23 protein-coding genes and 1 pseudogene are annotated in these 23,088 nt (G+C 38.8%); 16 read left to right on the top strand and 8 right to left on the bottom strand.

Translation table 11 applies throughout. From position 1 onward, the window contains the following. Positions 1–256: 256 nt before the first annotated feature. Both HMPREF1504_RS06040 and HMPREF1504_RS06035 read left to right on the top strand, forming a co-directional pair. Positions 257–487, top strand: a pseudogene (locus HMPREF1504_RS06040) (hypothetical protein); the annotation flags it as partial. A gap of 366 nt (positions 488–853) precedes the next feature. After that, a complete protein-coding gene (locus HMPREF1504_RS06035) occupies positions 854–2,065 on the top strand; it encodes a hypothetical protein (protein WP_038124346.1) in 1,212 nt (403 codons plus the stop codon). Positions 2,066–2,274: 209 nt separating this feature from the next. Here the strand turns inward: HMPREF1504_RS06035 and HMPREF1504_RS10655 are convergent, their stop codons facing one another. Next, a complete protein-coding gene (locus tag HMPREF1504_RS10655) occupies positions 2,275–2,325 on the bottom strand; it encodes a hypothetical protein (protein ID WP_353511575.1) in 51 nt (16 codons plus the stop codon). A 245-nt stretch (positions 2,326–2,570) separates the two neighbouring features. Here HMPREF1504_RS10655 and HMPREF1504_RS06030 point away from each other — a divergent pair, with 245 nt between their 5' ends. The 3 genes from HMPREF1504_RS06030 to HMPREF1504_RS06020 are packed head-to-tail and all read left to right on the top strand — an operon-like array spanning position 2,571 to position 4,747. After that, a complete protein-coding gene (locus HMPREF1504_RS06030) occupies positions 2,571–2,885 on the top strand; it encodes a hypothetical protein (protein WP_005376025.1) in 315 nt (104 codons plus the stop codon). A gap of 17 nt (positions 2,886–2,902) precedes the next feature. Then, the gene (locus HMPREF1504_RS06025; protein WP_005376238.1) at positions 2,903–3,499 is read left to right on the top strand and encodes a hypothetical protein; all 597 of its coding nucleotides are present in this window, start codon (positions 2,903–2,905) and stop codon (positions 3,497–3,499) included. A 33-nt stretch (positions 3,500–3,532) separates the two neighbouring features. Then, entirely contained in the window at positions 3,533–4,747 is a 1,215-nt protein-coding gene (locus HMPREF1504_RS06020) for a hypothetical protein (protein ID WP_038124342.1), read from the top strand. Positions 4,748–4,843: 96 nt separating this feature from the next. Here the strand turns inward: HMPREF1504_RS06020 and HMPREF1504_RS06015 are convergent, their stop codons facing one another. Then, complete coding sequence (locus HMPREF1504_RS06015) at positions 4,844–5,107, bottom strand: hypothetical protein (RefSeq protein WP_072137529.1); 264 nt, start codon at positions 5,105–5,107, stop codon at positions 4,844–4,846. Between the two features lie 52 nt (positions 5,108–5,159). Here HMPREF1504_RS06015 and HMPREF1504_RS06010 point away from each other — a divergent pair, with 52 nt between their 5' ends. Continuing rightward, positions 5,160–6,158: an AEC family transporter gene (locus tag HMPREF1504_RS06010; protein WP_038124339.1), complete on the top strand. Its 999-nt coding sequence runs from the start codon at positions 5,160–5,162 to the stop codon at positions 6,156–6,158. Positions 6,159–6,253: 95 nt separating this feature from the next. On the opposite strand, the gene HMPREF1504_RS06005 is transcribed toward HMPREF1504_RS06010, so the two are convergent. After that, on the bottom strand, positions 6,254–6,913 hold the full coding sequence (locus tag HMPREF1504_RS06005) for an HAD family hydrolase (RefSeq protein WP_005380001.1): 660 nt from the start codon (positions 6,911–6,913) through the stop codon (positions 6,254–6,256). Between the two features lie 112 nt (positions 6,914–7,025). Here HMPREF1504_RS06005 and HMPREF1504_RS06000 point away from each other — a divergent pair, with 112 nt between their 5' ends. Continuing rightward, on the top strand, positions 7,026–7,868 hold the full coding sequence (locus tag HMPREF1504_RS06000; RefSeq protein ID WP_038124337.1) for a hypothetical protein: 843 nt from the start codon (positions 7,026–7,028) through the stop codon (positions 7,866–7,868). A 257-nt stretch (positions 7,869–8,125) separates the two neighbouring features. Here HMPREF1504_RS06000 and HMPREF1504_RS05995 read toward each other — a convergent pair whose 3' ends face one another. Together HMPREF1504_RS05995 and HMPREF1504_RS05990 are read right to left on the bottom strand one after the other, a co-directional pair. Further along, the gene (locus HMPREF1504_RS05995; protein ID WP_038124334.1) at positions 8,126–9,433 is read right to left on the bottom strand and encodes an APC family permease; all 1,308 of its coding nucleotides are present in this window, start codon (positions 9,431–9,433) and stop codon (positions 8,126–8,128) included. Next, positions 9,433–10,167 (bottom strand): gamma-glutamyl-gamma-aminobutyrate hydrolase family protein, encoded by a 735-nt coding sequence (locus HMPREF1504_RS05990; RefSeq protein WP_038124331.1) that lies wholly within the window; start codon positions 10,165–10,167, stop codon positions 9,433–9,435. Before HMPREF1504_RS05990 ends, HMPREF1504_RS05995 begins: the two co-directional genes overlap by 1 nt. A 221-nt stretch (positions 10,168–10,388) precedes the next feature. Here HMPREF1504_RS05990 and HMPREF1504_RS05985 point away from each other — a divergent pair, with 221 nt between their 5' ends. Further along, positions 10,389–11,753 (top strand): hypothetical protein, encoded by a 1,365-nt coding sequence (locus HMPREF1504_RS05985; RefSeq protein WP_038124329.1) that lies wholly within the window; start codon positions 10,389–10,391, stop codon positions 11,751–11,753. Positions 11,754–11,868: 115 nt separating this feature from the next. On the opposite strand, the gene HMPREF1504_RS05980 is transcribed toward HMPREF1504_RS05985, so the two are convergent. The 3 genes from HMPREF1504_RS05980 to HMPREF1504_RS05970 form a co-directional block, all read right to left on the bottom strand. Then, on the bottom strand, positions 11,869–13,425 hold the full coding sequence (locus tag HMPREF1504_RS05980) for a polysaccharide biosynthesis protein (RefSeq protein ID WP_038124327.1): 1,557 nt from the start codon (positions 13,423–13,425) through the stop codon (positions 11,869–11,871). A gap of 3 nt (positions 13,426–13,428) precedes the next feature. Then, complete coding sequence (gene fba / locus HMPREF1504_RS05975) at positions 13,429–14,358, bottom strand: class II fructose-1,6-bisphosphate aldolase (protein WP_005376256.1); 930 nt, start codon at positions 14,356–14,358, stop codon at positions 13,429–13,431. Between the two features lie 144 nt (positions 14,359–14,502). Further along, entirely contained in the window at positions 14,503–15,423 is a 921-nt protein-coding gene (locus tag HMPREF1504_RS05970) for an RluA family pseudouridine synthase (protein ID WP_038124324.1), read from the bottom strand. 146 nt (positions 15,424–15,569) lie between these two features. Between HMPREF1504_RS05970 and HMPREF1504_RS05965 the strand changes: the two genes are divergently transcribed. From HMPREF1504_RS05965 to HMPREF1504_RS05930, 8 genes are all read left to right on the top strand, one after another. Further along, positions 15,570–17,183, top strand: a complete 1,614-nt coding sequence (locus tag HMPREF1504_RS05965; RefSeq protein ID WP_038124322.1) for a WG repeat-containing protein — start codon at positions 15,570–15,572, stop codon at positions 17,181–17,183. Positions 17,184–17,332: 149 nt separating this feature from the next. Continuing rightward, positions 17,333–18,049 carry a hypothetical protein gene (locus HMPREF1504_RS05960; protein WP_038124319.1) on the top strand — a complete coding sequence of 239 codons (717 nt, stop codon included), beginning with the start codon at positions 17,333–17,335 and terminating at the stop codon, positions 18,047–18,049. A gap of 272 nt (positions 18,050–18,321) precedes the next feature. Beyond that, complete coding sequence (locus HMPREF1504_RS05955) at positions 18,322–18,816, top strand: YajQ family cyclic di-GMP-binding protein (RefSeq protein ID WP_005379265.1); 495 nt, start codon at positions 18,322–18,324, stop codon at positions 18,814–18,816. A gap of 71 nt (positions 18,817–18,887) precedes the next feature. Further along, positions 18,888–20,006, top strand: coding sequence for a cobalt-precorrin-5B (C(1))-methyltransferase CbiD (cbiD, locus tag HMPREF1504_RS05950; RefSeq protein ID WP_005379239.1), 1,119 nt, complete (start codon positions 18,888–18,890; stop codon positions 20,004–20,006). Then, a complete protein-coding gene (gene cbiE, locus HMPREF1504_RS05945; RefSeq protein ID WP_038124313.1) occupies positions 19,982–20,608 on the top strand; it encodes a precorrin-6y C5,15-methyltransferase (decarboxylating) subunit CbiE in 627 nt (208 codons plus the stop codon). Before cbiD ends, cbiE begins: the two co-directional genes overlap by 25 nt. After that, complete coding sequence (gene cbiT / locus HMPREF1504_RS05940) at positions 20,605–21,192, top strand: precorrin-6Y C5,15-methyltransferase (decarboxylating) subunit CbiT (protein ID WP_038124311.1); 588 nt, start codon at positions 20,605–20,607, stop codon at positions 21,190–21,192. The genes cbiE and cbiT overlap by 4 nt, the downstream gene beginning before the upstream one ends. Before the next feature lies 1 nt (position 21,193). After that, entirely contained in the window at positions 21,194–21,955 is a 762-nt protein-coding gene (cobM, locus tag HMPREF1504_RS05935) for a precorrin-4 C(11)-methyltransferase (protein WP_009661195.1), read from the top strand. A gap of 4 nt (positions 21,956–21,959) precedes the next feature. Beyond that, a complete protein-coding gene (locus tag HMPREF1504_RS05930; RefSeq protein ID WP_038124308.1) occupies positions 21,960–23,081 on the top strand; it encodes a cobalt-precorrin 5A hydrolase in 1,122 nt (373 codons plus the stop codon). Positions 23,082–23,088: the final 7 nt, after the last annotated feature.

Here is a 23,088-nt window from a genome sequence, read left to right as displayed (position 1 = left end):
ATGATTCAGTTTATGGAAACCTCACCGCCAATCTCTAATTGCATAGTATTATTTCAGATGCTAAGATTGCAAACTTAGGAGATACCTATAAGGGTGAAGTAGATTTACTATGATACAATAATAGTAATATGAAATGTACTAAGTCCCAATGAAGTTGATGCGGTTCGTCCTAAACTAGATTATTAAGAGGACTATGAGCAGGATTATTCTTTTAAGTAATGTGTATATTTGTTTCGTGTGTTGAGGTGTGAATCCTATGGCTACGTGGTCTGGAATACGGCATAAGTTAGAAACAGAATATCTTGCTATCAGCTTGCGAGGGCATATTCAATATTTTGTTACCACTTATAGTAAATCGCCTGATCATGAGGGGCGGGCTGCTATACGATATAATGGTAAGGAAATTATAAAAGGCAATTATTGGAATCAATATGTGAAGGCCCATCTGTTTCCTAAAGATGATACCTATGAACGAAGAATGCATGAAGGTTTGTAAACAAAACACGGAAGGAAATTGTTCAATTCCCTTCCGTGCTTAGATATGATATAATTTATATCAAAGTGAGGCATAAATGGTTTGGTCGCCAGACTTCGCTTCTAGTAATTGAAATTGAAGAAACGGTCTGACTTCTCTGTCGGGCCTTTTTTCAAGCCACGATTAGCAAAGACTGGACCCATTTAGAGGCCTCAAGTTCAATATAATGCCGTCAATTATAAAAGTAAATAGATTAGAGGTTCCTAATAGTCACCTAGGTGATTAATAGGAACCTCTTTCGTTTTGTAATTATTTTCATAAATATATTCTTATTATGATACAATACAGTTAAAATTATTATTTTATGGAGAGATGTATATGTTAAAACGATTATTATTAAGTGTTATGGTGTTGAGCGCTGTTAGTATATCTAGTTACGCTGTTGATGTGAATATTCCCGGTGCAGATCCAACTATTGCTAAGGGTGCTTATGAACAAGGAATTTATAGGACTGAGAAAATTAAGAGTGCTTATGATGTAGAAACTCGAAAGATTATAGACTCAATTATTTCAAAAGAGGGAATACCTAAAAAGTTTGGTACGGATGTTAATGATGCTGAAGTTGAATCTTTTAAAAATGAGTTATATTCTATTAAGCGTCGTCAATTTGACGGTAATACAATTGTGAATTTACATAATAATGATGGTGGACTATCAGTTACACTTCCATTTAGTGCAATACAGAAAGAGGCTATAACTGATTTTCCTAATTCAAATGCTCATTATTTAGTAGAATCCCCAATGATTGCTGCAGGTATTATTGAAAATAAAACATCAAATACTACTGAAAAAACTGATATTGTATTTAAATATGATGGCTTAAGTAAAAGTTCTTTAAGAAAGACAACACTTAGAGGGGCAGTTGAGATGGAGATTATTGGTTTAAAAATTGAACTGAGTAAACATCCAAATCAAGAGTACAATGTCATCCTGTATCCGCGTGCAACGAAGCTAGTCACATCCAATGATATTAATAAAATAATGGCTAATTATGTATTGCCTTCAATTCATTCTCTTCAAGAGTTAGATGACTATAGCAAGGTTGAGACATATAAAACGTATTCCTTTAGAGTACCTAAAACAGCTGTAAAAGATAAAAAGCCAAATGAAAGAGTAGACGGTGTTAGCTTTACAATTAATAAAGATATAAATCAACAGATTCGTATTGAACCTAATAATGAATCTGAAAAAGGATTATTTAGTACAGTTGATGAGATTCGTATATTAAATAAGATTGATAATAAGTCAGCAGAGCTTTTTGGTATCCCTGGAGCAAAAATGATAACAAAGGAGCTCCATACTTATGTTTGGAATGATGGCATACCAGGGTTATTATTAGATCTTGAACTAGATAATCAACAGGGTATATTGATGTTTATTACTTATGATGCGAGCCATAAGTATGTAAACACAATCCAATACCCGCTAGATAATGGTGTATATAGTAAAGCGCAATTACGTAGATTAATTACTGATGTAAAATTATCGTCTACTGGTAATCTATATGCAGGTGATGTTTGGATTGTTTAGTTAAAACTATTTATAAATGAAATAAGGAAAGGAATCCTTCGATTCCTTTCCCTGTTTAGATATGATATAATTTATATCAAAGTGAGGCATAAATGGTTTGGTCGCCAGCTCTCGCTTCTCGAATTTTAATATTGAAGAAACGGTCTGACTTCTCTGTCGGGCCTTTTTTCATACCGCGATTAGAAAGCTAGATTTTATCTAGAGGTCAATCATTTTGCTGCCATGATAATGGTCGCTACAAGTATGCCAAAGGAAATCATTAATGATAACACTTTGTATGTACTCATATTGATCACCGCCAATCCTCGAGTTGATTAGCAAAGGCTGGACCCATTTAGAGGCCTCAAGTTCAATATAGTGCTGTCAATCATAGAAGTAAATAGATTAGAGGTTCCTAATAGTCACCTAGGTGACTAATAGGAACCTTTTTTACTTGACTTTTTTAATTTGTATACCTCAATATGTTACAATTATTAATATAGTAGTCGTGTTGTAGGAGAGACCTATGTTGTATTTAGTCATTGCCGTCATCGTCATTGCACTTATTGCAAAATCTAGATCATTGAATAATCAAACAGATAGTGATGCGGATATAGAGAAACAGAATTGCATATTAGACGAAATTAATCGTACATACGGAAATATTGAATCATATGAACTACAATTAGAACCTTCAGATATAGAGGGAATATATTTTAATGAATTTCGTGAATATGTCGATGCTGAAGGTCGTGTGTTGACTCCAGCAGAGATTGATGAAATCCGGTATAAAGATGATTATAGAGAGGATATTGAACAGGATTATCCGTATCATCGATAATCGTGGAGGGCGTAGAGATGAAACGAATTATATATGCTATCAGCCTTGGGGTATTGCTAGCGATACCAGTGCTTTCACAAGCAATTGATACAACACCAATGATACGTGTTACGAATGTGCATAATGGTCAAAGTGATGAATCGTTAGATACTTTCACAGAAACAAAATTCTTCGGACCATATCAATTCCGCGTATTAAAGGATGCTATTGAAACGCAGGGCGAAACAAAAGATATTGATGGTAGGGTGTTTAGAACCTCTGATGGGGTATTTATGCATGTTAAGGCTAAATCTATTGATGATAGTAGTATGTCCTTGGATAATGAGATTAAGAATCTTGTTAAAGATAGAACGATTCCTGAACCGACTGTTAAGATGGTATTGCCTATTAAGGATGATGTAATAGAGGTTAATAATGATGGTGTGCGCAGTTTACTTGCTGAATTTATGTATGGCTGGCCATTAAAAAATAGGACGGATATGGTATTAGTTACTGATTATGAAGGAACTAGATACTATTATAAATTGCAGTTCTATAGAGATAGATTGCCAAACGGTGTTCGCATTGAGCAACTGCGAGAAATGATTATGGATGCGCAGTTTAGCTATAAATAATATGATTATATTATATTCGAGAGAGGATACATTGTGTTAAAGCATATAGTATTAGCTATGACTATTAGCGTAGCTATCATTACGCCTGCTCAGGCTATAGACATTAATATACCTGGTGCCGATAAGACTGTTCCTGTAGAGGCGTATAAGAATTATAATTATACGAATGAAAGTTTAGAAAAGGTGTTATCAGATAAGGAAGAACATGTAGCTAAGAAATTAAGATCTTACCATTATCGAGATTATGAAATTAGTAAACAAGTTCAATATAGTAAGAATAGTTTACGTGCCGTGCTAGCACATAGTACAATCATTCGTCTACATTCTGATACGGATAGTATGCGATTAGTAATGCCATTTTCAAGCCAGCATGGTATGTATACTCAGAAACAGGATGGACAGACTTTAGAAATCAATAATCAGAAAATTGATTTTTCTATTATGGCAGATACAACACAGTATTTAAATCAATTAAATAAGAAAAATCGTGATTTACATCGTGACATTAAAAAATTCTCTAATCCATTCATAGGATCTGCTTTGTGGTTTAAGGAAAAGCAACAATCTAAAGACAATAACGAAATATATACGACAGGTATTCAGTTTAAAAATCCTAAGAATAAGTCAAAATCCTATCGGTTGGCATTTACTTATAATGGGGGCGGTTCTGAAGGTGTATTGACTGATCGTCATGTAGAAAATATGATTGCTAATTATTTAGTGCCATCTATTCAGCTTTTACCTGATACAGATTCATATTCTGAAAGCAAAGAGTTATATGGATTTACTTATAAGATGCCTATAGGTTCACATCAGGAGATTGGATATGACATAAATAATGATGAAATTCATGTATATAAAACAGTTGGGTACGAACAGTGTGTGTTTGTGAATCGTAGTCAACTTGGTGATAAAAGCATGGCTGCTCAGTATACTAAAATGTTAGAATTTATAACTATTATTGGTATAAATTTAGGTATTAAAGATCCGCAATATGCTATTGTTTGGAATGATGGTATTCCATCAGCTTTAATTGATGTATATAATCCGGATGGGGATTCTTTAATCGTTGTACTTACATATGATGACAATAGGATGCTTGTAAATTGGATTGCCTATAACTTAAAAGATACTAAGCTTAGTCGTGATGAAATACGTTATATAGCAGAATCTGTAAAGATAAAAGATAAAGTTTCGCTTACGAATCAAAAAATACAGCCTTTATCTGAGGAGTTTCTTATATTTTAAAGTTTCTTATTAATAGAATATGTAATGAAAAAAGGTCTATATACTACAGCACAGTAATATATAGACCTTTAATTGTATTATCTAGTTTTCCAACTATTATAGGATGCTTTTACCCATAGGGAATACAGTTTTGCCAAATACCTTGTTTACAAGTACGGCACCAGAACCGTAGAAGCCCAAGAGGGAGATGAATAATTCAGACCATGCTGCAAGGGCGAAGAAGCCTGTTTTGCCACCTAAGAATAGGTCTGTTGCAAGACCGAAGAATAGGAAGCAGATTAATAGCATAATAGCGAATACAACCTTGTTTGTTTTCAAAGATGCGATTGTACCAAAGATAGAGAAGATTAAGAAGCCCACATTTAAGTCCTTTATTTATGATATACTACATATAAAGTATGTAGGAGGTTATATGGTTTTTCTTACTTCATTACAAAGCATCATGCCTATCGTTTTGCTCATATCGCTTGGGTATTTCCTAAAAGGGCGGGGCATGTTTAATGATACATTTAGCTCAAATCTATCGAGGCTCATCATGTCCGTCATTTTGCCGGTCGGCGTATTTATGTCCGTGCTACACAATGTGCAAACGTCGGATTTGTGGGACTTGCGGTATGGATTACTCGTCGTGATGATGACCTATGTAGTATCGTACATCATAGCGTTTATTATGATGAAAATTGTACATGTCCCACGGGGACGCCGCGGTATTTTTATCAATATGGTAGTTAACGATAATTGTTTATTTATTGGACTACCTGTACAGATTGCATTGTTTGGGCCTGATGCATTACCGTTTTTCTTGCTGTATTATATTGGTAATACCATATCTGTATGGATGTTTGGTGTATTCCTTATTGAGGCTGATCCGTTGCCTACGAATGGTGCTAGCCATGGTGAAAGCTTCCGCACCTTGGTACGCAAGTTTTCTTGGAAAAAATTGTTGCCGCCTCCTTTACTAGGATTTTTCTTGGCACTGGTATTTTTGTATGCTCAGATTCCATTGCCTACGGTATTACATAATACGTTAAACTATATAGGGAATATGGTAACACCATTATCCTTGCTATATATTGGTATCGTATTACATGATGCGGGCCTTAAAAGCATGCGTTTAAATAAGGATTCCATCGGTGGTATCATTGGCCGTTTTGCCGTAGCCCCATTTATTATGTTCTGCGTTATCTATGCTACCAAATACCTCATGGGCATTACATTAGATTCCGTTGCGGTCGTCACATTCATCGTTCAATCCGCAGGACCGGTAATCGCCGTATTGCCAATCGTAGCGAATGAAGCAGGTTCTGATTTACCATTTGCCACAGGACTCGTAACCATTAGCTCCGTATTATTCGTATTCGTTATACCAGTTATTATGGAAATATTAACGATATTTGGTATAGGAATGTAAATCTATACAATATAAAACGACTAGCATTATATACATACGTATATGGTGCTAGTCGTTTTTTATGCATTAAACTATTCGATAATCATTATGATATCTTATGCATTAAGCGCTTCGATAATCGTTACGATATCTTCTGACTTTCGAGCAATGTGTTTGACGCCTAAATCTTTATGTAATTGTTCGTCTCTAAAGCCCCATGTAACGCCGATGCATAGTAGGCCAGAGTTTTTTGCAGTAGCTACATCGACTTCAGAATCACCGATGTAGATAGATTCACTTTGTGTGGAATCTAATTCTTTTAATGCTTGTAGTACCATATCTGGTGCTGGTTTACGCTGTAATCCAGGGCGTTCGCCAATAGCTACCGGTAAACGATCACCAAAGTATTCCTTATTTAATGGAGTAATACCTTCTTGAATTTTATTAGAAACAATGGCGAGTTTATATCCTTTGGCACGTAATGTATCTAATACGTCAAGCATGCCAGGATATGGGGCTGTGTAATCCTGTAAATGTTCGCCGTAGTATGCTTTAAATTCGTCGAGATAGGTGTTGAATTCAGCCTCCGAAATGGAATCTGGCAGTGATTGATGCATCAAATGAGCTACGCCGTTGCCAAGGGCTACTTTCACCTCAGGAACCGACCGTTCTGGCAAATCATGAGCGCGCAATACATAATTCACCGCATTGCGTAAATCTGTTAACGTATCTAGCAATGTGCCGTCACAATCGAATACGATAGTTGTATATTTCATGGGGACCTCCAAAATCTGTATAATCTTATTCCATTATATGACATGAACCGAGAATTTTAAATTAGTCTATGATACAATTAGTATACTAGTTGAAAATATTTGGAGGATTAGTATGACTGAAATACAATCTTTATTATTGATGAAAGCCACGTTAGAATCCGCAAATCTTCATGGTGTTGAAGCCATGCTCGACGATGATTGCGAATATGTTTCTACGGGTCGTGGTATCATTGCTCGTAATAAACGTGAAAGCTTAGAATTTTTAACGGCCATGGTTGATTCTATCCAATCTGACCATGTACCTGTTATCTGTCGTGTTATGCATATTACAGAGGTATACGAAGAAGGCGCCTTATTTCATGAGGGCCGTCACGGTTTGACCGTTGCTTATGAAGAAGGCGACCAATATGCGTATATGTTGTTTGTTGATATCAATGAAGATGGCCGTATTGACCGTATCGTTTCTAGCCAAGAAAATTATGAGTTTGAATACGATGATCTTCGTTTATCCTTAGATGAAACACCATATCGTTTCCCAATTGTGCCGCACACTGTGAAAGACTGGATTGCGGCCCTTAGCATTTGGCTTGAAACTGATAATTTTGATATCGATGATTTTTACCAATTCATTGATGAAGATACCAAGGTAGTGTTCCAAAAAGGCGATGCAGAATCTATTACACTAGAAAATGGCCTCGATGTAGAGGACTACTTTGATCAACTTATGAATCAACACTTTGCTGCCGTACCACATATCATCCGTGATGAAGACGATAATCTTATTTTAGTCTATGGCCCTATGAGCCTTATCGTGAGCCTTAACGAACAAGGTGGTTTGGCCGTAATCAGTATATACATTGATACGCGCGACGAAGAAGAATCCATTGATGAATACGGTTATATCGAAGAAGATTTGACCGAACCTGTAGAAGAAGAACCTTTTACGGATTATTGATCGGTACATCATACATGTCCATAAAAATTAGAACAGGCCTGTACTAATTTTATGGAGCCCCTATACAGGTATGTTGAGAAATAGAACAGGCCTGTACTAATTTTGGGGAGACCTTGTATAGGTGTGTTTAGAGATAGAACAGTCCTGTTCTAATTTTACGGAGACCTTATATAGGTATGTTCAGAAATAGAACAGGCCTGTTCTAATTTTAAAGAGGCAGGACCGAGCTCCTGCCTCTTTTGTGTACAAAAATGTAATTAGATATCTTCTTTTTCTTTGATTATACCAGCTTTTTTCTTGCGCCAGTACCAAATGTAGAGCGGAAGAATGACGATACAGCCACCTAGACCCCAAAGTAATTGGTTTGTTTGGGCTTGGCCTAGCATCCAAAGGGATGTAGCAATGGCGATGATTGGAACGGTGTAACCACCAGGGATTGTGTAAGACCGTTCTTTATTTGCCCATTTACGACGGAATATGATGACTGCTAAACATGTTGGTAAGTATTGTGTAAAACGGGATACCGCACTAATAGCAGCAAGAGTTGTAAATGAACCAGACCAGGCGAGTAGTACGCTGGCAATAGCGGTGACAATCGCTGCTACATATGGTGCATTGTAGCGATTGCGTTTAGCTAAGGCACTTGGTAGCATGCCATCTTCGGCCATGGATGTTGCGATACGAGGGGCGTAATAGGCTTCGGCAAAGTTAATGCCGCCCATGGAAATTAATGTGCCTGCTAATACAATATACATGCCAATTGGGCCTAGGATTACGTTGAAAGCATCTTGTACCGGTGCTTTTGTGTTAGCAAGGTCAGATCCTAAAACACCAATAGATACGGCAAGTATGGCCATATATAGGATTGATACGAGTAGCATACACATGATAATGGCACGCGGTAAATTCTTTTTAGGATTCTTCATATCCTCTGCGGCAATAGCGATAACCTCAAACCCTGTATAGGCAAAGAAGAGAAGAACGGCTGCTTGCGCAAAGGATCCATCTACATAGGTATCGTGTGGAAATACAGGTGTAAAGTTAGCGCCGTTAATAAAGAATATACCAATAGCGATAAATAGGGTGAGAGGGACTAACTTAGAGATTGTAATTAAGTTATTAACAAATTTAGATACGTTAACACCAAATATGTTTACGATTGTTAAGCCTACGATTAATATGAAGGAAATGACATCCTTTGCTAAATCGCCACTTAAGGCAGGGACTGCAGCGCCTAGCGCCGTGGCAAAGCCAACGGCCATGGCGGCCCAAGCAATAACGGTTACAATCCATTTAAGGACGCCTACCTCAAATCCCCAAAAGTCGCCTAATGCATGTTTGGCATATAGATAGGGACCACCATTACGTGTGAAAAGGCTAGCCGCCTCTGCAAAGCACAAGGCAATACATCCTGCAATGACCGCATCAAATAAAAGGACCCCTAAACTAGCTGACCCAATAATGGCATAGGCCTTATTAGGTAACAAGAAAATCCCAGTACCAACGATACCATTGATTCCAAGGAGTACAATACTCCAAAATCCAAATTTACCTTTCTTATCCATTAGTTGACCTCCTTAGTCGCATCTACGAAGGCTTTAAATAATGTTTTTGCATGTACATCTTTCACATGCATCATTTCTGGATGGAATTGAGTCGCTACGAACCATGGACGATTCGTATCTTCTAATGCCTCGACTGTACCGTCCTTGGCACGTCCTGTAACAACTAGGCTTTTACCAATATTACGACACGTTTGATGATGATGTGAATTTGTAATCCACGTCGTAGTGCCAATGATTTTAGCAAGTTTAGAATCTGGTTCAATCTCTACTGTATGCGTAGGTAATGATGGCGTTTGATTTTGGCTGTGCTTAATCGTGCAATTTTCATCATATGGCAAATCTTGGTACAAGGAACCACCACGATAAACATTCACGATTTGGCAACCGCGGCAGATGGCGAATACAGGAATATTTCGTGCTTCTGCTGCTGCAAGCAACGCGAAATCAAATTGATCGCGCTCAGGGAATACATCACCGATGCCTCGCAATGGTTCTTCGCCATAATTGAGCGGATACACATCATGACCACCTGTAAGGAGTAGGCCATCAACGATATCGATGGTTTCCTTTGCTTGCTCTAAATTTTCTGTAAAAGGAATAATAATAGGAATGCCGCCCGCTTCTTCGATGGAGCGGACATAATCCTGATTCACATAAGAACGGATTAAATCGACATAAGCGCCGCTGGTATCGCGTAGCGTATTGCCGGAGATTCCGATTAATGGTTTTTTCATACTATCACCTCAATGTGTAAAATACTGTACATCAAGTACAGTATAATTATAATTCATTTTCCTATAATATACTATAACATATTATGCAAGTAGGAATTGCGTTTATGTAAATATAGATAATACTGGATAATTCTAAAATGAATTTATAGAAAATTGATAAAAAATTAATAATTAGGTATAATGAGTCTTAGAATGTAGAATATAAATTGAGGAGAGAATGTATGAACTGGAAACGTGTAATAGCATTAGGTTTACTTGGATTAACGTTTGGCATGGGGCAGTCCTATGCGATAGATGTAAATATTCCTGGCGCCGATGCATCTATACCTGGTGATGAATATCAAAATTATCGAAAGAATACCTCACAATCTAGACAAATGGATCAAAGAATTGTAGAAAAGGTTACAAGAGATAATACATCGATTCCTAATTATGATATGTCGAAAACACCAATGGATATATATCATACAAGAGAATTAAATCATGGTGTTAGATACTCTAGTACTGTGTTTATCTTAAAAGAAAACGGAGCGAATATAAAATTTACTATACCTCAACCAAGCATTGTAGCTCAGGCTAAGGGAGGTATGGGGAAGCATAAAGAATTAATCAGTGCAGGTGGAGTAATGACCTATAATGGGGAGTGGTATTACGAGTTAAGGCCACAGCCTAAGGGTGATAACTGGGAAGATACGAATATACCATATAGTAAGTTAAATTCTGATGCTATGAAAGAAGTGTTTTATAAAAGATATAATCCCATAGCAGGTAATAAAAAAATTAGTGAAAAGGTGTTAGGTGCTAATACTTTTACATATCCAACCGTTGAAAAGGCTACATGGGATTCAATCGTATATAAGAATGATTTGGTAGAAGGAACAATCAATTTTACTATGCCAAAACAGCCGACGGTTTCTTATCATATTGGATATATGCTTCCAAAAGGAGTCGTTAAAAAGATAAGCTCTAAAGGTGATGATGTACTAGTTAAAGCCACTATGAATGGTTTGGCGAATATTGTATTGCCATCGGTAAAACCTGCTAGTGATATATTAGAATATACCTCTGAAGTACATAGAGGACCTTTTACGTTCAGAATTTTAAAAAATAGTAAATCTTTAGGTACAAAAGTCACTAAAAATGGTAGCCAAGTTGAATATTTTAAGTCTGGTAAAATTAAAGAGTCTATTTCCGTAAGACCTCTTTTTAAACGAGACGATCCAAAGAAACAGAATATCATGTACCATTCTCTAATTGGATTTATTGGTGCAGATCAATTAAATGAAGGTAAGCCCATTCAATTTGCTACCGTATGGAATGATGCTCTACCAGGTGCTTATTATGAAGTTAAGGGTGAAAAGGATACTTTGTTTGTGATGACTGTATTTGATGATACACATCTTTATACTCACTATATGATCAAACCTCACGATGTGCATGTAAGTAATTTTAAATTACGTGATATCGTTCAATATGTAGATTACAAGCATAATAAAGAAGATTATGGTAGATTTAAACTTGGTTTAGGAGTACCAAAGTACTTAATTGAACGAAACATATCAGAAGAATTGAACAAGAAAAAATAAATTATTATGTATTGTGATTCTATATGATTGATTATATTAAGCGATGTATATATATCGCTTAGTAAAAAGAGGACCGGCTCAAACGAGTCGGTCCTCTTGCTATTCGTATATGTAATTATCTAAAAAATCTACCAATGAGTGGCATGCTAGCACCATCGTTTTTATTAAGCCCTTTTAAAAGAACCATGATGATAACGTAGAGTAATAAGCCTTCGATACCTGTGAGTATGAAATTAGCCCACATTGGTAAAATATCTGTTAAGTAGTGGTAGCTCAAGAAGATGAGTACCCCCATGACACCGGCACTGACCACGTTTTTCCATAGAAGGGAAATATCGAGGAAGTAGCCTGTGTATTTTTTGATGTAAATCAAGTTGAGTAACGCTGCAAAGCCAATATCAGCAACGGTTGCCCAGGCAGCACCACCGATACCGAGCCAAGGGATGGCAGTCAATGTCCAGTTAAGGATAACCTTGATGATAAGGGAAATACCCATGTTGATAACTGGAATGCGTGGCTTATTAAGGCCTTGTAAAATCCCTGTTGTAACTTGGTGTACACCGAGGAAGAAGATAGAGAACGCTGTGATTTGTGTTGCCAGTTCTGCCTTAGGTGCGTTGTAAATCAACGTAACAGTTGGTGCCGCAAGTACATATAATAGTACCGTAAATGGTACGGTTGCCATAAATGTTAAGCGCATAGAACCAGCAGTGCGTTCGTAAATACCTTCATAATCTCGCTTAGCAAAAGCATGAGAGATGGCTGGTACTATGCTCGTAGCAAGGGCCGCTGTAATAATGGTAGCCAAGTTGATGAGCGGCACTGCCATACCTGTAAGATAGCCGAACAGTTCTGTTACTTCATTCATCGGGAAATTAGCGTCTAATAGGCGACGTGGTACAATGAGCAAATCAAGATTGGCCGTTAATGGTAACATGATGCTGGCTAAGGAAATAGGAATGGACAACGATAACAGTCGCGATAAAATTTCCTTGGCCGATTCGCGTGGACCATCGTAGCTTTCACCAGTACTACTAGCCTTAGGCAATTTGTAGTAATAGTACAAGAGCACGAGAAAGGCACCAAAGCCTCCGACGCCAGCACCTAGGCTAGCACCGCCAGCTGCAGCAGGTAAGCCATATGGCAATAAGATGGCCGCTGCACCGAGCATGACGATAACGCGCAATAGTTGTTCTACGATTTGGCTGACCGCCGTTGGGGTCATCATTTCATAACCTTGGATGTAGCCGCGGAAACAGGAAATCCACGTTACAAAGAATACTGCCGGAGCAAGTGCGATGATTGAGTAGTAGGCACGGCTTTCAGCAATGAGACCGCTAGAGATAAGCCAATCTGCGCCAAAGTACATGGCTAAGCTGGCGATAAAGCCCGTAATGGTCAGCATTGTGAAAGAAATATTAAATACTCGTTTAGCACCACCAAAGTCGTGTAATGCTAATCGTTCTGCCGTCAAAATAGAGATGGCAATCGGCACACCTGCGCTCGAAATTTGTAATAGTAACAAATAGATAGGAAAGGCCATCTGGTAGATCCCGATGCCTTCCCCGCCCAAGATACGGGAGAGAAGAATCCAGTTGATACTACCGATGGCTTTCACTACGAAACCGGCAATGGTTAAGATTAAGGTTCCTTTTACAAATCCACTAGCCATAGATTATAGTTTGTGAGAAGAACCTAATACATCTTTAATTTTGTGAGCTACCATGCCTTTAATAGCGTCACGAGCAGGTCCTAAATATTTGCGAGGGTCAAATTCGGATGGATTTTGTGCCAAGTATTCGCGTACAGATGCAGTCATAGCAAGGCGAAGGTCTGTATCGATGTTGATTTTGCAAACCGCCATTTGCGCTGCTTTGCGAAGCATTTCTTCAGGTACGCCTTGTGCGCCAGGGATATTGCCACCAAATTCGTTACATTTTGCTACGAATTCAGGCAATACGGAGGAAGCACCATGCAATACGATAGGGAAGTTAGGCAATAATTTACCAACCTTTTCCAAACGTTCAAAGTCGAGGTATGGTGTGCCTTTGAATTTGTAAGCACCATGGCTTGTACCGATAGCGATAGCCAAGGAATCAACCCCTGTTAATGCTACGAATTCAGCAGCTTGTTCTGGATCTGTGAAGCGAGCGTCTGCATCGGATACGTTAACGTCATCTTCGACGCCAGCCAAACGACCAAGCTCTGCTTCTACTACAACACCGTGCGCATGAGCGTATTCAACAACTTGTTTTGTAATTTTTACGTTTTCTTCAAAATCATGGTGAGAAGCGTCAATCATAACAGATGTAAAACCGCCGTCTACGCAATCTTTACAGATTTCAAAAGAATCACCGTGGTCAAGGTGAAGAGCGATTGGTAAATTGCTATCTTCCAATGCTGCTTCTACTAGTTTTACAAGATAAATATGTTTAGCATATTTGCGAGCACCTGCAGATACTTGCAAAATAAGAGGGGATTGTTCCTCTTTTGCTGCATCGACGATACCTTGTACGATTTCCATATTGTTAACGTTAAAAGCACCTACTGCGTAGCCGCCTTCATAAGCTTTTTTGAACATTTCCGTAGTCGTTACTAATGGCATGTTGTCCTCCTTGGCTTTATAGCCGATTGTATGTATTTTGAAAGTATTGTCATCAACTTATGATGATACATATCTATTCATTGTTAGTATATCAAGAAACGATATAAAGCACCACAATTTTATAAGGTTTTCTAGATGAATCTGTTAGAGACATAGTAAATCTTTCATATCCGTTGGCATAGGGGCCCGTAGTTCTATATACTCCTGTGTCATAGGATGGGTGAAAGCTAGGTAGCCAGCGTGCAATGCTTGCCGACGAATATGATCTAAATGACCGCCATATAAATCATCACCAGCTAAAGGACAACCTAAATGGGATAGGTGTACACGAATCTGATGGGTTCGGCCCGTATGGAGTACACATTGCACATGAGTCAGAACCTGTTGCGTGCTCAAATTTTTATTCATTTGTACAGGCTGGGAAACAATGTGGCGTGCCAATACCGTCACATCAGTACGAGCCGGTTTGCCAATTGATGTGCAACATCGTTCAATGATGCTACCTGCTTTACGACCGATGGGCCATTTAATTGTTAGCGATTGGCTTGGCATAGTGCCTTCAACGATGGCGTCATAAACCTTTTTAAATTTTGTACGTTGCTTATCAAAGGCGTGTTGTACTATCGATGTTTTTGCGATGATGACGATGCCCGATGTATCCTTATCGAGGCGATGGACGGGGTGAAAGTCATGAGCTTGTTCGGTTTTGTCATAATAATAGAGAACGCCATTTGCCAATGTTCCATCGCGTACCGTCGAGGTAGGGTGCATAAGAACACCGGCGGCTTTATTTACAGCGAGGATGTGTTCGTCTTCGTATACGATTTCCAGATTTATTGGAGTGTGTGAAAATTCTTGTTCAGGTGCTAATTTCATAAGTAGATGATCTCCGCCGTGAACAAGGGTATCCCATGTAGCCGATTGTTCGTTAATGGTGATGATACCATCATTTTTTAGACGCCGGCGCATGCGCTGTGAAATATGTTGTTGTTTTATGATGTGATTCATAGATTGCGTGTGTACATTAGCATCTACAATCAAGTCGATTATGGTTGCTGTTTTCATAGGTCCTATTATAGCAAAAAAATAATGGATGAAGAATTTTTCATAATTTATTGTATATATAAAGGGCTATATAGTATAATTTATATTAATATTTGTTTATAAAATTTTTATATCTAGAGTCCTTTGAGTAATAAGAGGAGAGGCCTATGAAACTCAACAAGAAATCTTTATTAGTCGCATGTGTGTTGGCGACTATGTCTACAAGTGCTTTGGCAGCATCCACTACAACATCTACGAGTACTACGACTGTAACAAATCATGATACACCAACATCAACAAGTACGCGTGTAACACGTGAACAACATGGTGCATCTACATCTACGACTAATATTTCTACAACTGAAATGTCATCTACTAAATCAAGTGGTGCAACTGTATCTGTTGGTGTAGGGCGATTAGGTGATTATGTAGCGGTACCAATTATTGGAACTCCTCAAAAATTAGCACCAGAAGCATTTAAGTCTCTTCAAGCAAACATTGATGAGGCCACTGAAAGTAATAGTGGTCTTATTAAACTGGGTCAATTAGCTAAGGTTAAGCAAAATGGTAAATGGGGACTCGTAGGAACCAATGGTCAAGTTTTGCTTGACCCACAATATAAAGAGATGGATCCATCTTATGCTGAGGACGGAACATACTTCGTAAAGTCAAAGAAAATTTTAGAACATATTAAAGTAGATGGTAGCGTTTTATCAAGTGGTAAAGATGCCTTAGATGAACAGGTTAAACAAATTATCAATCATCATGATGAGACTGTAAACAAGAATCAAAATTCGTCAAATCATAAGGAAACATATGCAAGTGATTCTTATACGGCCGTTTCTGTAAAAGGAAAATGGGGTTTTAATGATGCATCAGGTAATACTGTAATCGCTCCACAATTTAAAGAAGTATATACGAAATTTAGTGAAGATCGTGCTTTTGTAAAAGATGCTAAAGGTAAAAATGTAGCAATTGATGGCACAGGTAAGACTGTATTTGAAGCACCATCTAATGATATTGACGCATATGATGATGGATTGGCAGAATTCCGACGCCATATAAGCAAGTTTAATCTTGGGGGCTTGTTGAGTATGGCTGTAGGAATAACCCTTAGTAATCACGGTGGAATCTATTATGGTGATGCATGGAACCCTGTATATGATGGTGTAAAACGCGGTTATATTAATCGTGATGGTAAAATTGTTATCGATAGTAAAAATGATGCAGTTTGGCCAATTACTGCATATGGCACACTTGTGAAAAACCAAGGGCTTATTGGATTCGTAAATCGTGAAGGTAATTATATTATTCAACCAGGTAATTATGATTTAGGCGAATTTAGTGATCTTAATGGATTGTTAGTACTTATCAATAAAGATAATAAAAAAGCGGGCGTATTTGACGTGGATACAGGCAAACAAGTTATTCCGTTTACCTATGATTCTATTAGATTTGTAAGCCTAACTAATATGGTTGTAGTGAGTGGTGATACTCAACAGTTAATCGATATGACAACCGGAAATGTTATTTTGACTACCTCCAAAGATATGGGGATAAATAAATTTAGTGGACCATATACTTGGGTACATAAGACTTCTAGTGATTATAAGCTTATTGATGATAGTGGTAAAGTATTATTTAGTGATAACACAATTACCTCCGCAATGCCCGTTAAACATGGTTATGCTCCGGTAAAATCTCAAGGTAAGTGGGGAATTGTAAATCTTCGTGGTGAGTGGATTGTACAACCACAGTATGAGGATATTGAGATTTTATAGATAGATTGTATTATAATAAAAATTTATGTATTGGTTATCCTAGTATATTATGTTGTTTAACTATAAATGAGGAATTCATTAATTTTTCATAATGTGCTATACTGTAGTTATAAATTGGCTTGTGAATTTATTTGCTTTTGGAGGAATATATGAAAACATCTAAAGCATTATTAAAACTTTTGGTTGTAGGTTGTCTTAGTGTTTCTTGTGCATTACCACTGACTGCTTCAGCAGAAGATACAAGTGCACCAAGTGCGATGCAAGAATCTGTAGTTAAGACAGAATTACCATCTGGAGTTAATCGTATTCAGTTGTTAAAGAGTGGTGAAACTATGGCAACTGTAAAGACGTCATCTGTTGCTGCTGGACATGCGTATATTCCTAAAGATACAAATATCAATTTAGAATTAATCGATCCTATTAGTTCTAAGAAAAGCAAAGAAGGAAATACCTTTAGATTAAAGACCATAGAAAATTTACTAATTAATGATGTAGTTGTTATTCCAGCAAACCAAGAGGTATTAGGGACAATTACAAAAGCAAGAAAAAATGGTATGCTTGGACGCAAAGGTCGTTTAGAGTTTAAAATTGATAGCATTAAGACTATTAATGGTGTAAATGTTCCATTAACTGCAGAAGTTAAAGGAAAGGGCCATTCTGATAATGGAGCAGTTGCCGTTGCTGCTGCAGTAAGTTTGGTTGGTGGCTTGTTCATGAAAGGGACTAATATTTACTATGAACCTGGCCAAAAATTTGTAGCTCTTGTATCTACTGATACAGATCTAAATACAACAGTGGAAGATTTGCCTAATGCTATGAATCCAAGTAAACCTACTGGTCAAAATATTGTTTTACCAATTAAATAAAATATAAGTAGTATTAATACCCAATAGTGATAAATTTTAAAATATTGCTATTGGGTATTTTAGTTGATTATATAAAGATAATAGGATGGGAAGATAATTATTGTATTTAGATTAATGAAAAATCATCATAATCTAATTATTTGAATTCCTAGTAAATATTGATAATTTACGATATAATTATATAGATGTATTCCATTCAATGAATACGTGGATGATGATGAAAATAATGCGTGAACCCCATGCCCAACGGGTTCAGGTGTAGGAGGTATAAAATGGCTAAAGATTGTTCCTTTGACGTTGTATCCGAAGTGGATATGCAAGAGGTGGATAATGCGGTAAACCAAGCGAAGAAAGAGATTGGTACGCGTTATGATTTCCGCGGTTCTAAAGCTGAAATTAGCCTTGACGGTGATACCATTAAAATCATCGGTGATGACGAATATAAATTGAACGCTATTATCGATGTATTAAAAGGCAAAATGGTTAAACGTAATGTAGCGGTTAAGAACCTTGATTTTGGTAAGGTTGAGCCTGCTGCTGGTGCCACTGTACGCCAAGTGATTACTATTAAAAAAGGCATTACAAAAGAAAATGCTAAAGAAGTAGTAAAGGCAATCAAAAATATGAAGCTTAAGGTACAAGCGTCTATCCAAGAGGATCAAGTGCGCGTATCTGGCAAGGATAAGGATGATTTGCAAGCGGTTATTCAGATGTTAAAACAATTGGATGTACCGGTTGAATTGCAATTCGTTAACTTCCGTTCCTAATTATATAAGCATAAGAGATAGGGTTAGATTGATTCTAGTGAATCTCTAACCCTATCGGTGTAGGAGGCGCTATGAGAGTAGAGGACATGAAGGGTGGTTATACGACCGGTTCATGTGCTACGGCAGGCATGAAAGCAGGTCTATTGGCCCTCTTAGAACACGATATTGTGGACAAGGTTGTCATTGAGAATCCGCAAGGTCAATTCATTGAGGTACCTATTAAATCTGTGGAAATCATATCCGAAACAGAGGCAAAGGCGACTGTGATGAAGGATGGTGGTGACGATCCAGATGTGACCCATGGCAATGATGTGGAAACGACGGTGACCCTTGATGACACAGGCAAGCTACGTTTTCGAGCTGGCTTTGGTGTCGGTACGGTTACGAAACCCGGTCTTGCCATGCCACCTGGACAACCGGCCATTAATCCGGGCCCTAGAGCGATGATGAAACTCGTATTTGAAGAGTTTTGTACGCAAGGTCAAGGTGTGACGGTAACAGTAAGTGTTCCTAATGGTAAGGTGTTGGCTAAGAAGACGTTGAATCATACTCTGGGTATCGAAGGTGGTATATCCATTATCGGTACAACGGGTATCGTTAAGCCGATGAGTGAAGAAGGGTTTAAAAATTCTCTTGTGCCTCAGTTAAAGGTAATGAAAGCCAATGGCTGCGAAACGGCAGTTCTAGTACCGGGGCGTATCGGTCAAGATTTGGCAGAACAAGTGCTCGGTATCCATAAGAACCAAATGGCTGAAACTAGCAACTTCATCGGATTTATGCTTGAACAAGCCGTTCATATTGGCTTTAAACGAATCTTGATCATCGGTCATATCGGTAAGCTCATTAAGCTTGCCAGCGGAAGTTTCCATACCCATAATCGCATGAGCGATGGTCGCATGGAAAGTATTGTGGCCTATGCAGCTCTTGAAGGAGCATCCCAAGCGGTGTGTGAAGAGTTATTTAATTGCCAAACTACAGAATCTACCTTCCCTATCTTAGAGCGAGAAGGCCTAACTGGTGTATATCAACGTGTAGTAGACCGCGCATCTATGCGCAGTGAACGATATATTGCCAATGAGGCTGAGGTAGGTATTATTATTACCACATTAAAGGGTGAGATTTTGGCTATGGATAAGCATGCAAAAGAAATAGGAGAGCTAGAACATTGGCACATACCTTGTATATCGTAGGCATTGGCCCGGGCAATCCTGATTATGTGGTGCCTAAAGGCCTTAATTTAATTAAACATGCTACCGTTTTGGTAGGTAGTGAACGCTCCTTGGAGGATTTTAAGGAACCCGGACAGATTACGTATCCTGTAACGGGGAAACTAAGTTGGTTATCCGAACAAATCGAGCGTGAACTTCACGACCATGATGTTGTAGTTATGGTCAGCGGTGATACGGGCTACTATAGCTTGTTACCGTATTTGAAAAAGAAATTTCCTACCACACGCATTGACGTGGTGCCAGGTATTAGTTCCATGACATTTGCCTTTGCACGCCTTAACGAAGTGTGGCATGATGCGGATTTAATGAGCTTTCACGGACGCCAACCAGCGTCTGAAAGACTCGTATATGAAGCGGGAAAAAAGATGGGGTTCTTAACGGATCCTGAATATAATCCAGCGCATATTGCGCGTATTTTAATAGATGCAGGTTGGCCAAAAGAAACGAGAGCTGCAGCCCTTGAGCGATTGAGTTATGACGATGAGAAAATCGTAGACTCCACGCTAGAGGTTCTTACAGAACTCGAAGGATTTGGTCATTCTGTAATGGTGGTACTAGGATGAGACATTTTTTTGGAATTCCTGATGAGGAATTTATACGCGGTGACGTGCCGATGACGAAATGCGAGATTCGCAAAGCCGTTATGAATGAGGCACGTATCGAAGAAGATAGCATCGTTCTTGATGTGGGGGCTGGTACGGGTTCGATTTCTATTGAAGCTGCCTTAGCGGCACCTAAAGGTCATGTATATGCTATTGAACGTTTTGATAAAGGCATTGAGTTGATTCATGAAAATATGAAGAAATTCAATGTAAATAATATGACTGTTATAAAATCCAAAGCTCCGGAGGGTATGGAAGATTTACCTGAGCTTGATGCGGTTATTATCGGCGGCAGTGCTGGCGGTATGACTGGCATTATGGATGAAGCACAACGGTTGTTAAAGGTAGGCGGTCGCCTTGTTGTAACGGCGGTAACGATGGAAACGGGCTATACCATTTTAAAAGAGTTGAAAGGTCGTCCTTTCACATACGAAGGATACCAAATGTCCATTAGCCGCTATCGTAAGGCTGGTCCATATCATTTGTTGGACCCATTGAGTCCAATTTTTATTGTATCTGCAACGCGTATCGCAGAAGGAGAGTAATATGGTTGACGTACATATCATAGGCGCAGGCCCTGGGGATCCAGAGCTTATTACGCGAAAAGGCTATCGTTTAGTACAAGAGGCCGACGTTGTCATCTATGCGGGTTCCTTGGTAAACCCTGCTATTTTAGAGGCTTGTAAACCAGGTTGTGAAATTCATAACAGTGCCACTATGAACCTTGATGAGGTATTGGCTGTTATGAAAGCTGCCGTAGCAGACGGCAAAAAGGTTGTTCGTTTGCACACCGGTGACCCCGCTATTTATGGTGCTATTCAAGAACAAATGGATGCCTTGGCTGGCATGGGTATTACCTATGAAGTGGTACCTGGCGTAAGTTCGTTCCTTGCTACTGCAGCAGCATTAAAACAAGAGTATACATTGCCAAATGTATCTCAAACCGTAATTATTACGCGCATGGAAGGCCGTACACCAATGCCTCCAAAGGAAAAATTGCGCATGTTGGCGGCTCATGAAGCGACCATGTGTATCTTCCTTAGCGTTCAAATGCTAGATAAGGTAGTAGCTGAACTTATCGAAGGCGGTTATGATAAAACAACACCTGTAGCTATCGTAGTGAAAGCGTCTTGGCCAGACCAACGCATTATCCGCGGTACATTGGAAACCATTGCGGATATCGTAGCTGAAGAAGGCGTATTACGTCAAGCTATGATTGTTGTTAGTCATGTACTAGACAGCGAATACGAATTATCTAAGCTTTACGATAAGGGCTTTGCCCATATGTATCGTAGTGCTAAGGACTAGTGTGATGAAAGAACTAGAATCTGATTCACCTATGACAGGAGCAAAGAAGAATAGGACAGCTATTCTTTCTGTGTCTGAACGCGGTGCTAGGCTGGGGCAACGCATCAAATCTTTGGTGGCCCCTCATGCGGATTGTTATGAAAAGGAAAACCGTCCCTCTGGTGGTGAGGCTATCTATTTTGATTCTCTCAAACATCACATAGGGCAGATTTTTAAGGATTATGACCAAGTGTTATGCATTATGGCACTGGGTATCGTAGTGCGCATGATTGCACCGTATATTGAACATAAATCTAAGGATCCTGCCATCGTTGTAATGGATGAGGCAGGTCATCATGTTATCAGTTTGTTATCTGGTCACCTTGGGGGCGCCAACGAATGGACGCAGTCCATTTCGCTGGCCATCGATGCGGACCCAGTTATTACAACGGCGACGGATGTTAATGGATTGCCAGCGCCTGACGTGTTAGCGCGCCACGAGCATCTGTTGGTCGACGATTTTCACACATTAGTGGATGTTAATTCCGCTGTTGTGGCTGGTGAAAGCGTCAACTACTACATCGATGAAACCTTAGTCGATGCTAATCGGTTACGCGATGCTGCTGCATTACATATCGGTACGCATGGCACGGTTCAGGTGGTAGATGTATTTACATTGCCTGAGACTGATGGTGTTCGTCGTGTAGTTATAACAGATAAGGTGATTACTGAGTATCCAGAGCAACTCATCTTACGCCCTCGTACGTATACGATGGGGATTGGTTGTCGCCGAGATACGCCAAAGGAGCTCATACTGGATGCCATTACACAATCTCTACAGACGCATAAGCTTTCACCAAAAAGCATCGTCACAGCTGCATCGGTTATCGTGAAACAAGATGAAGTGGGCCTATTAGAGGCCGTAAACGAATTAGGGTGGTCTATCCATTTCTACACACAAGAAGAGATAGCACCTGTTATAGAAGAACAGGATTTAAAAGAATCCACATTTGTAAAAGGAACAATAGGAGTAGGAAACGTATGCGAGACAACAGCATTACTAGCGGCCAAGAGCCAAACATTAATACAGCACAAAACGGTGTATCCCAAAACAACGGTAGCCATTGCACAGGTAACATCAAAGTAATCGGCAT

The sequence above is a fragment of the Veillonella sp. ICM51a genome (assembly GCF_000524355.1).
Taxonomy (GTDB): domain Bacteria; phylum Bacillota; class Negativicutes; order Veillonellales; family Veillonellaceae; genus Veillonella; species Veillonella atypica.
This window is presented reverse-complemented; position numbering and strand designations above follow the sequence as displayed.

Excerpts from the sequence above, each read along its gene's own strand:
- HMPREF1504_RS06035 (WP_038124346.1), top strand. The coding sequence starts at position 854 with ATGTTAAAACGATTATTATTAAGTGTTATGGTGTTGAGCGCTGTTAGT.
- HMPREF1504_RS05985 (WP_038124329.1), top strand. The coding sequence starts at position 10,389 with ATGAACTGGAAACGTGTAATAGCATTAGGTTTACTTGGATTAACGTTT.
- cbiD (WP_005379239.1), top strand. The coding sequence starts at position 18,888 with ATGAGAGTAGAGGACATGAAGGGTGGTTATACGACCGGTTCATGTGCT.
- cbiT (WP_038124311.1), top strand. The coding sequence starts at position 20,605 with ATGAGACATTTTTTTGGAATTCCTGATGAGGAATTTATACGCGGTGAC.
- fba (WP_005376256.1), bottom strand. The coding sequence starts at position 14,358 with ATGCCATTAGTAACGACTACGGAAATGTTCAAAAAAGCTTATGAAGGC.
- HMPREF1504_RS05930 (WP_038124308.1), top strand. The coding sequence starts at position 21,960 with ATGAAAGAACTAGAATCTGATTCACCTATGACAGGAGCAAAGAAGAAT.
- HMPREF1504_RS05965 (WP_038124322.1), top strand. The coding sequence starts at position 15,570 with ATGAAACTCAACAAGAAATCTTTATTAGTCGCATGTGTGTTGGCGACT.
- HMPREF1504_RS05955 (WP_005379265.1), top strand. The coding sequence starts at position 18,322 with ATGGCTAAAGATTGTTCCTTTGACGTTGTATCCGAAGTGGATATGCAA.
- HMPREF1504_RS06025 (WP_005376238.1), top strand. The coding sequence starts at position 2,903 with ATGAAACGAATTATATATGCTATCAGCCTTGGGGTATTGCTAGCGATA.
- HMPREF1504_RS06000 (WP_038124337.1), top strand. The coding sequence starts at position 7,026 with ATGACTGAAATACAATCTTTATTATTGATGAAAGCCACGTTAGAATCC.
- HMPREF1504_RS05960 (WP_038124319.1), top strand. The coding sequence starts at position 17,333 with ATGAAAACATCTAAAGCATTATTAAAACTTTTGGTTGTAGGTTGTCTT.
- HMPREF1504_RS06010 (WP_038124339.1), top strand. The coding sequence starts at position 5,160 with ATGGTTTTTCTTACTTCATTACAAAGCATCATGCCTATCGTTTTGCTC.
- HMPREF1504_RS05995 (WP_038124334.1), bottom strand. The coding sequence starts at position 9,433 with ATGGATAAGAAAGGTAAATTTGGATTTTGGAGTATTGTACTCCTTGGA.
- cobM (WP_009661195.1), top strand. The coding sequence starts at position 21,194 with ATGGTTGACGTACATATCATAGGCGCAGGCCCTGGGGATCCAGAGCTT.
- HMPREF1504_RS06005 (WP_005380001.1), bottom strand. The coding sequence starts at position 6,913 with ATGAAATATACAACTATCGTATTCGATTGTGACGGCACATTGCTAGAT.
- HMPREF1504_RS05980 (WP_038124327.1), bottom strand. The coding sequence starts at position 13,425 with ATGGCTAGTGGATTTGTAAAAGGAACCTTAATCTTAACCATTGCCGGT.
- HMPREF1504_RS05990 (WP_038124331.1), bottom strand. The coding sequence starts at position 10,167 with ATGAAAAAACCATTAATCGGAATCTCCGGCAATACGCTACGCGATACC.
- HMPREF1504_RS06030 (WP_005376025.1), top strand. The coding sequence starts at position 2,571 with ATGTTGTATTTAGTCATTGCCGTCATCGTCATTGCACTTATTGCAAAA.
- HMPREF1504_RS05970 (WP_038124324.1), bottom strand. The coding sequence starts at position 15,423 with ATGAAAACAGCAACCATAATCGACTTGATTGTAGATGCTAATGTACAC.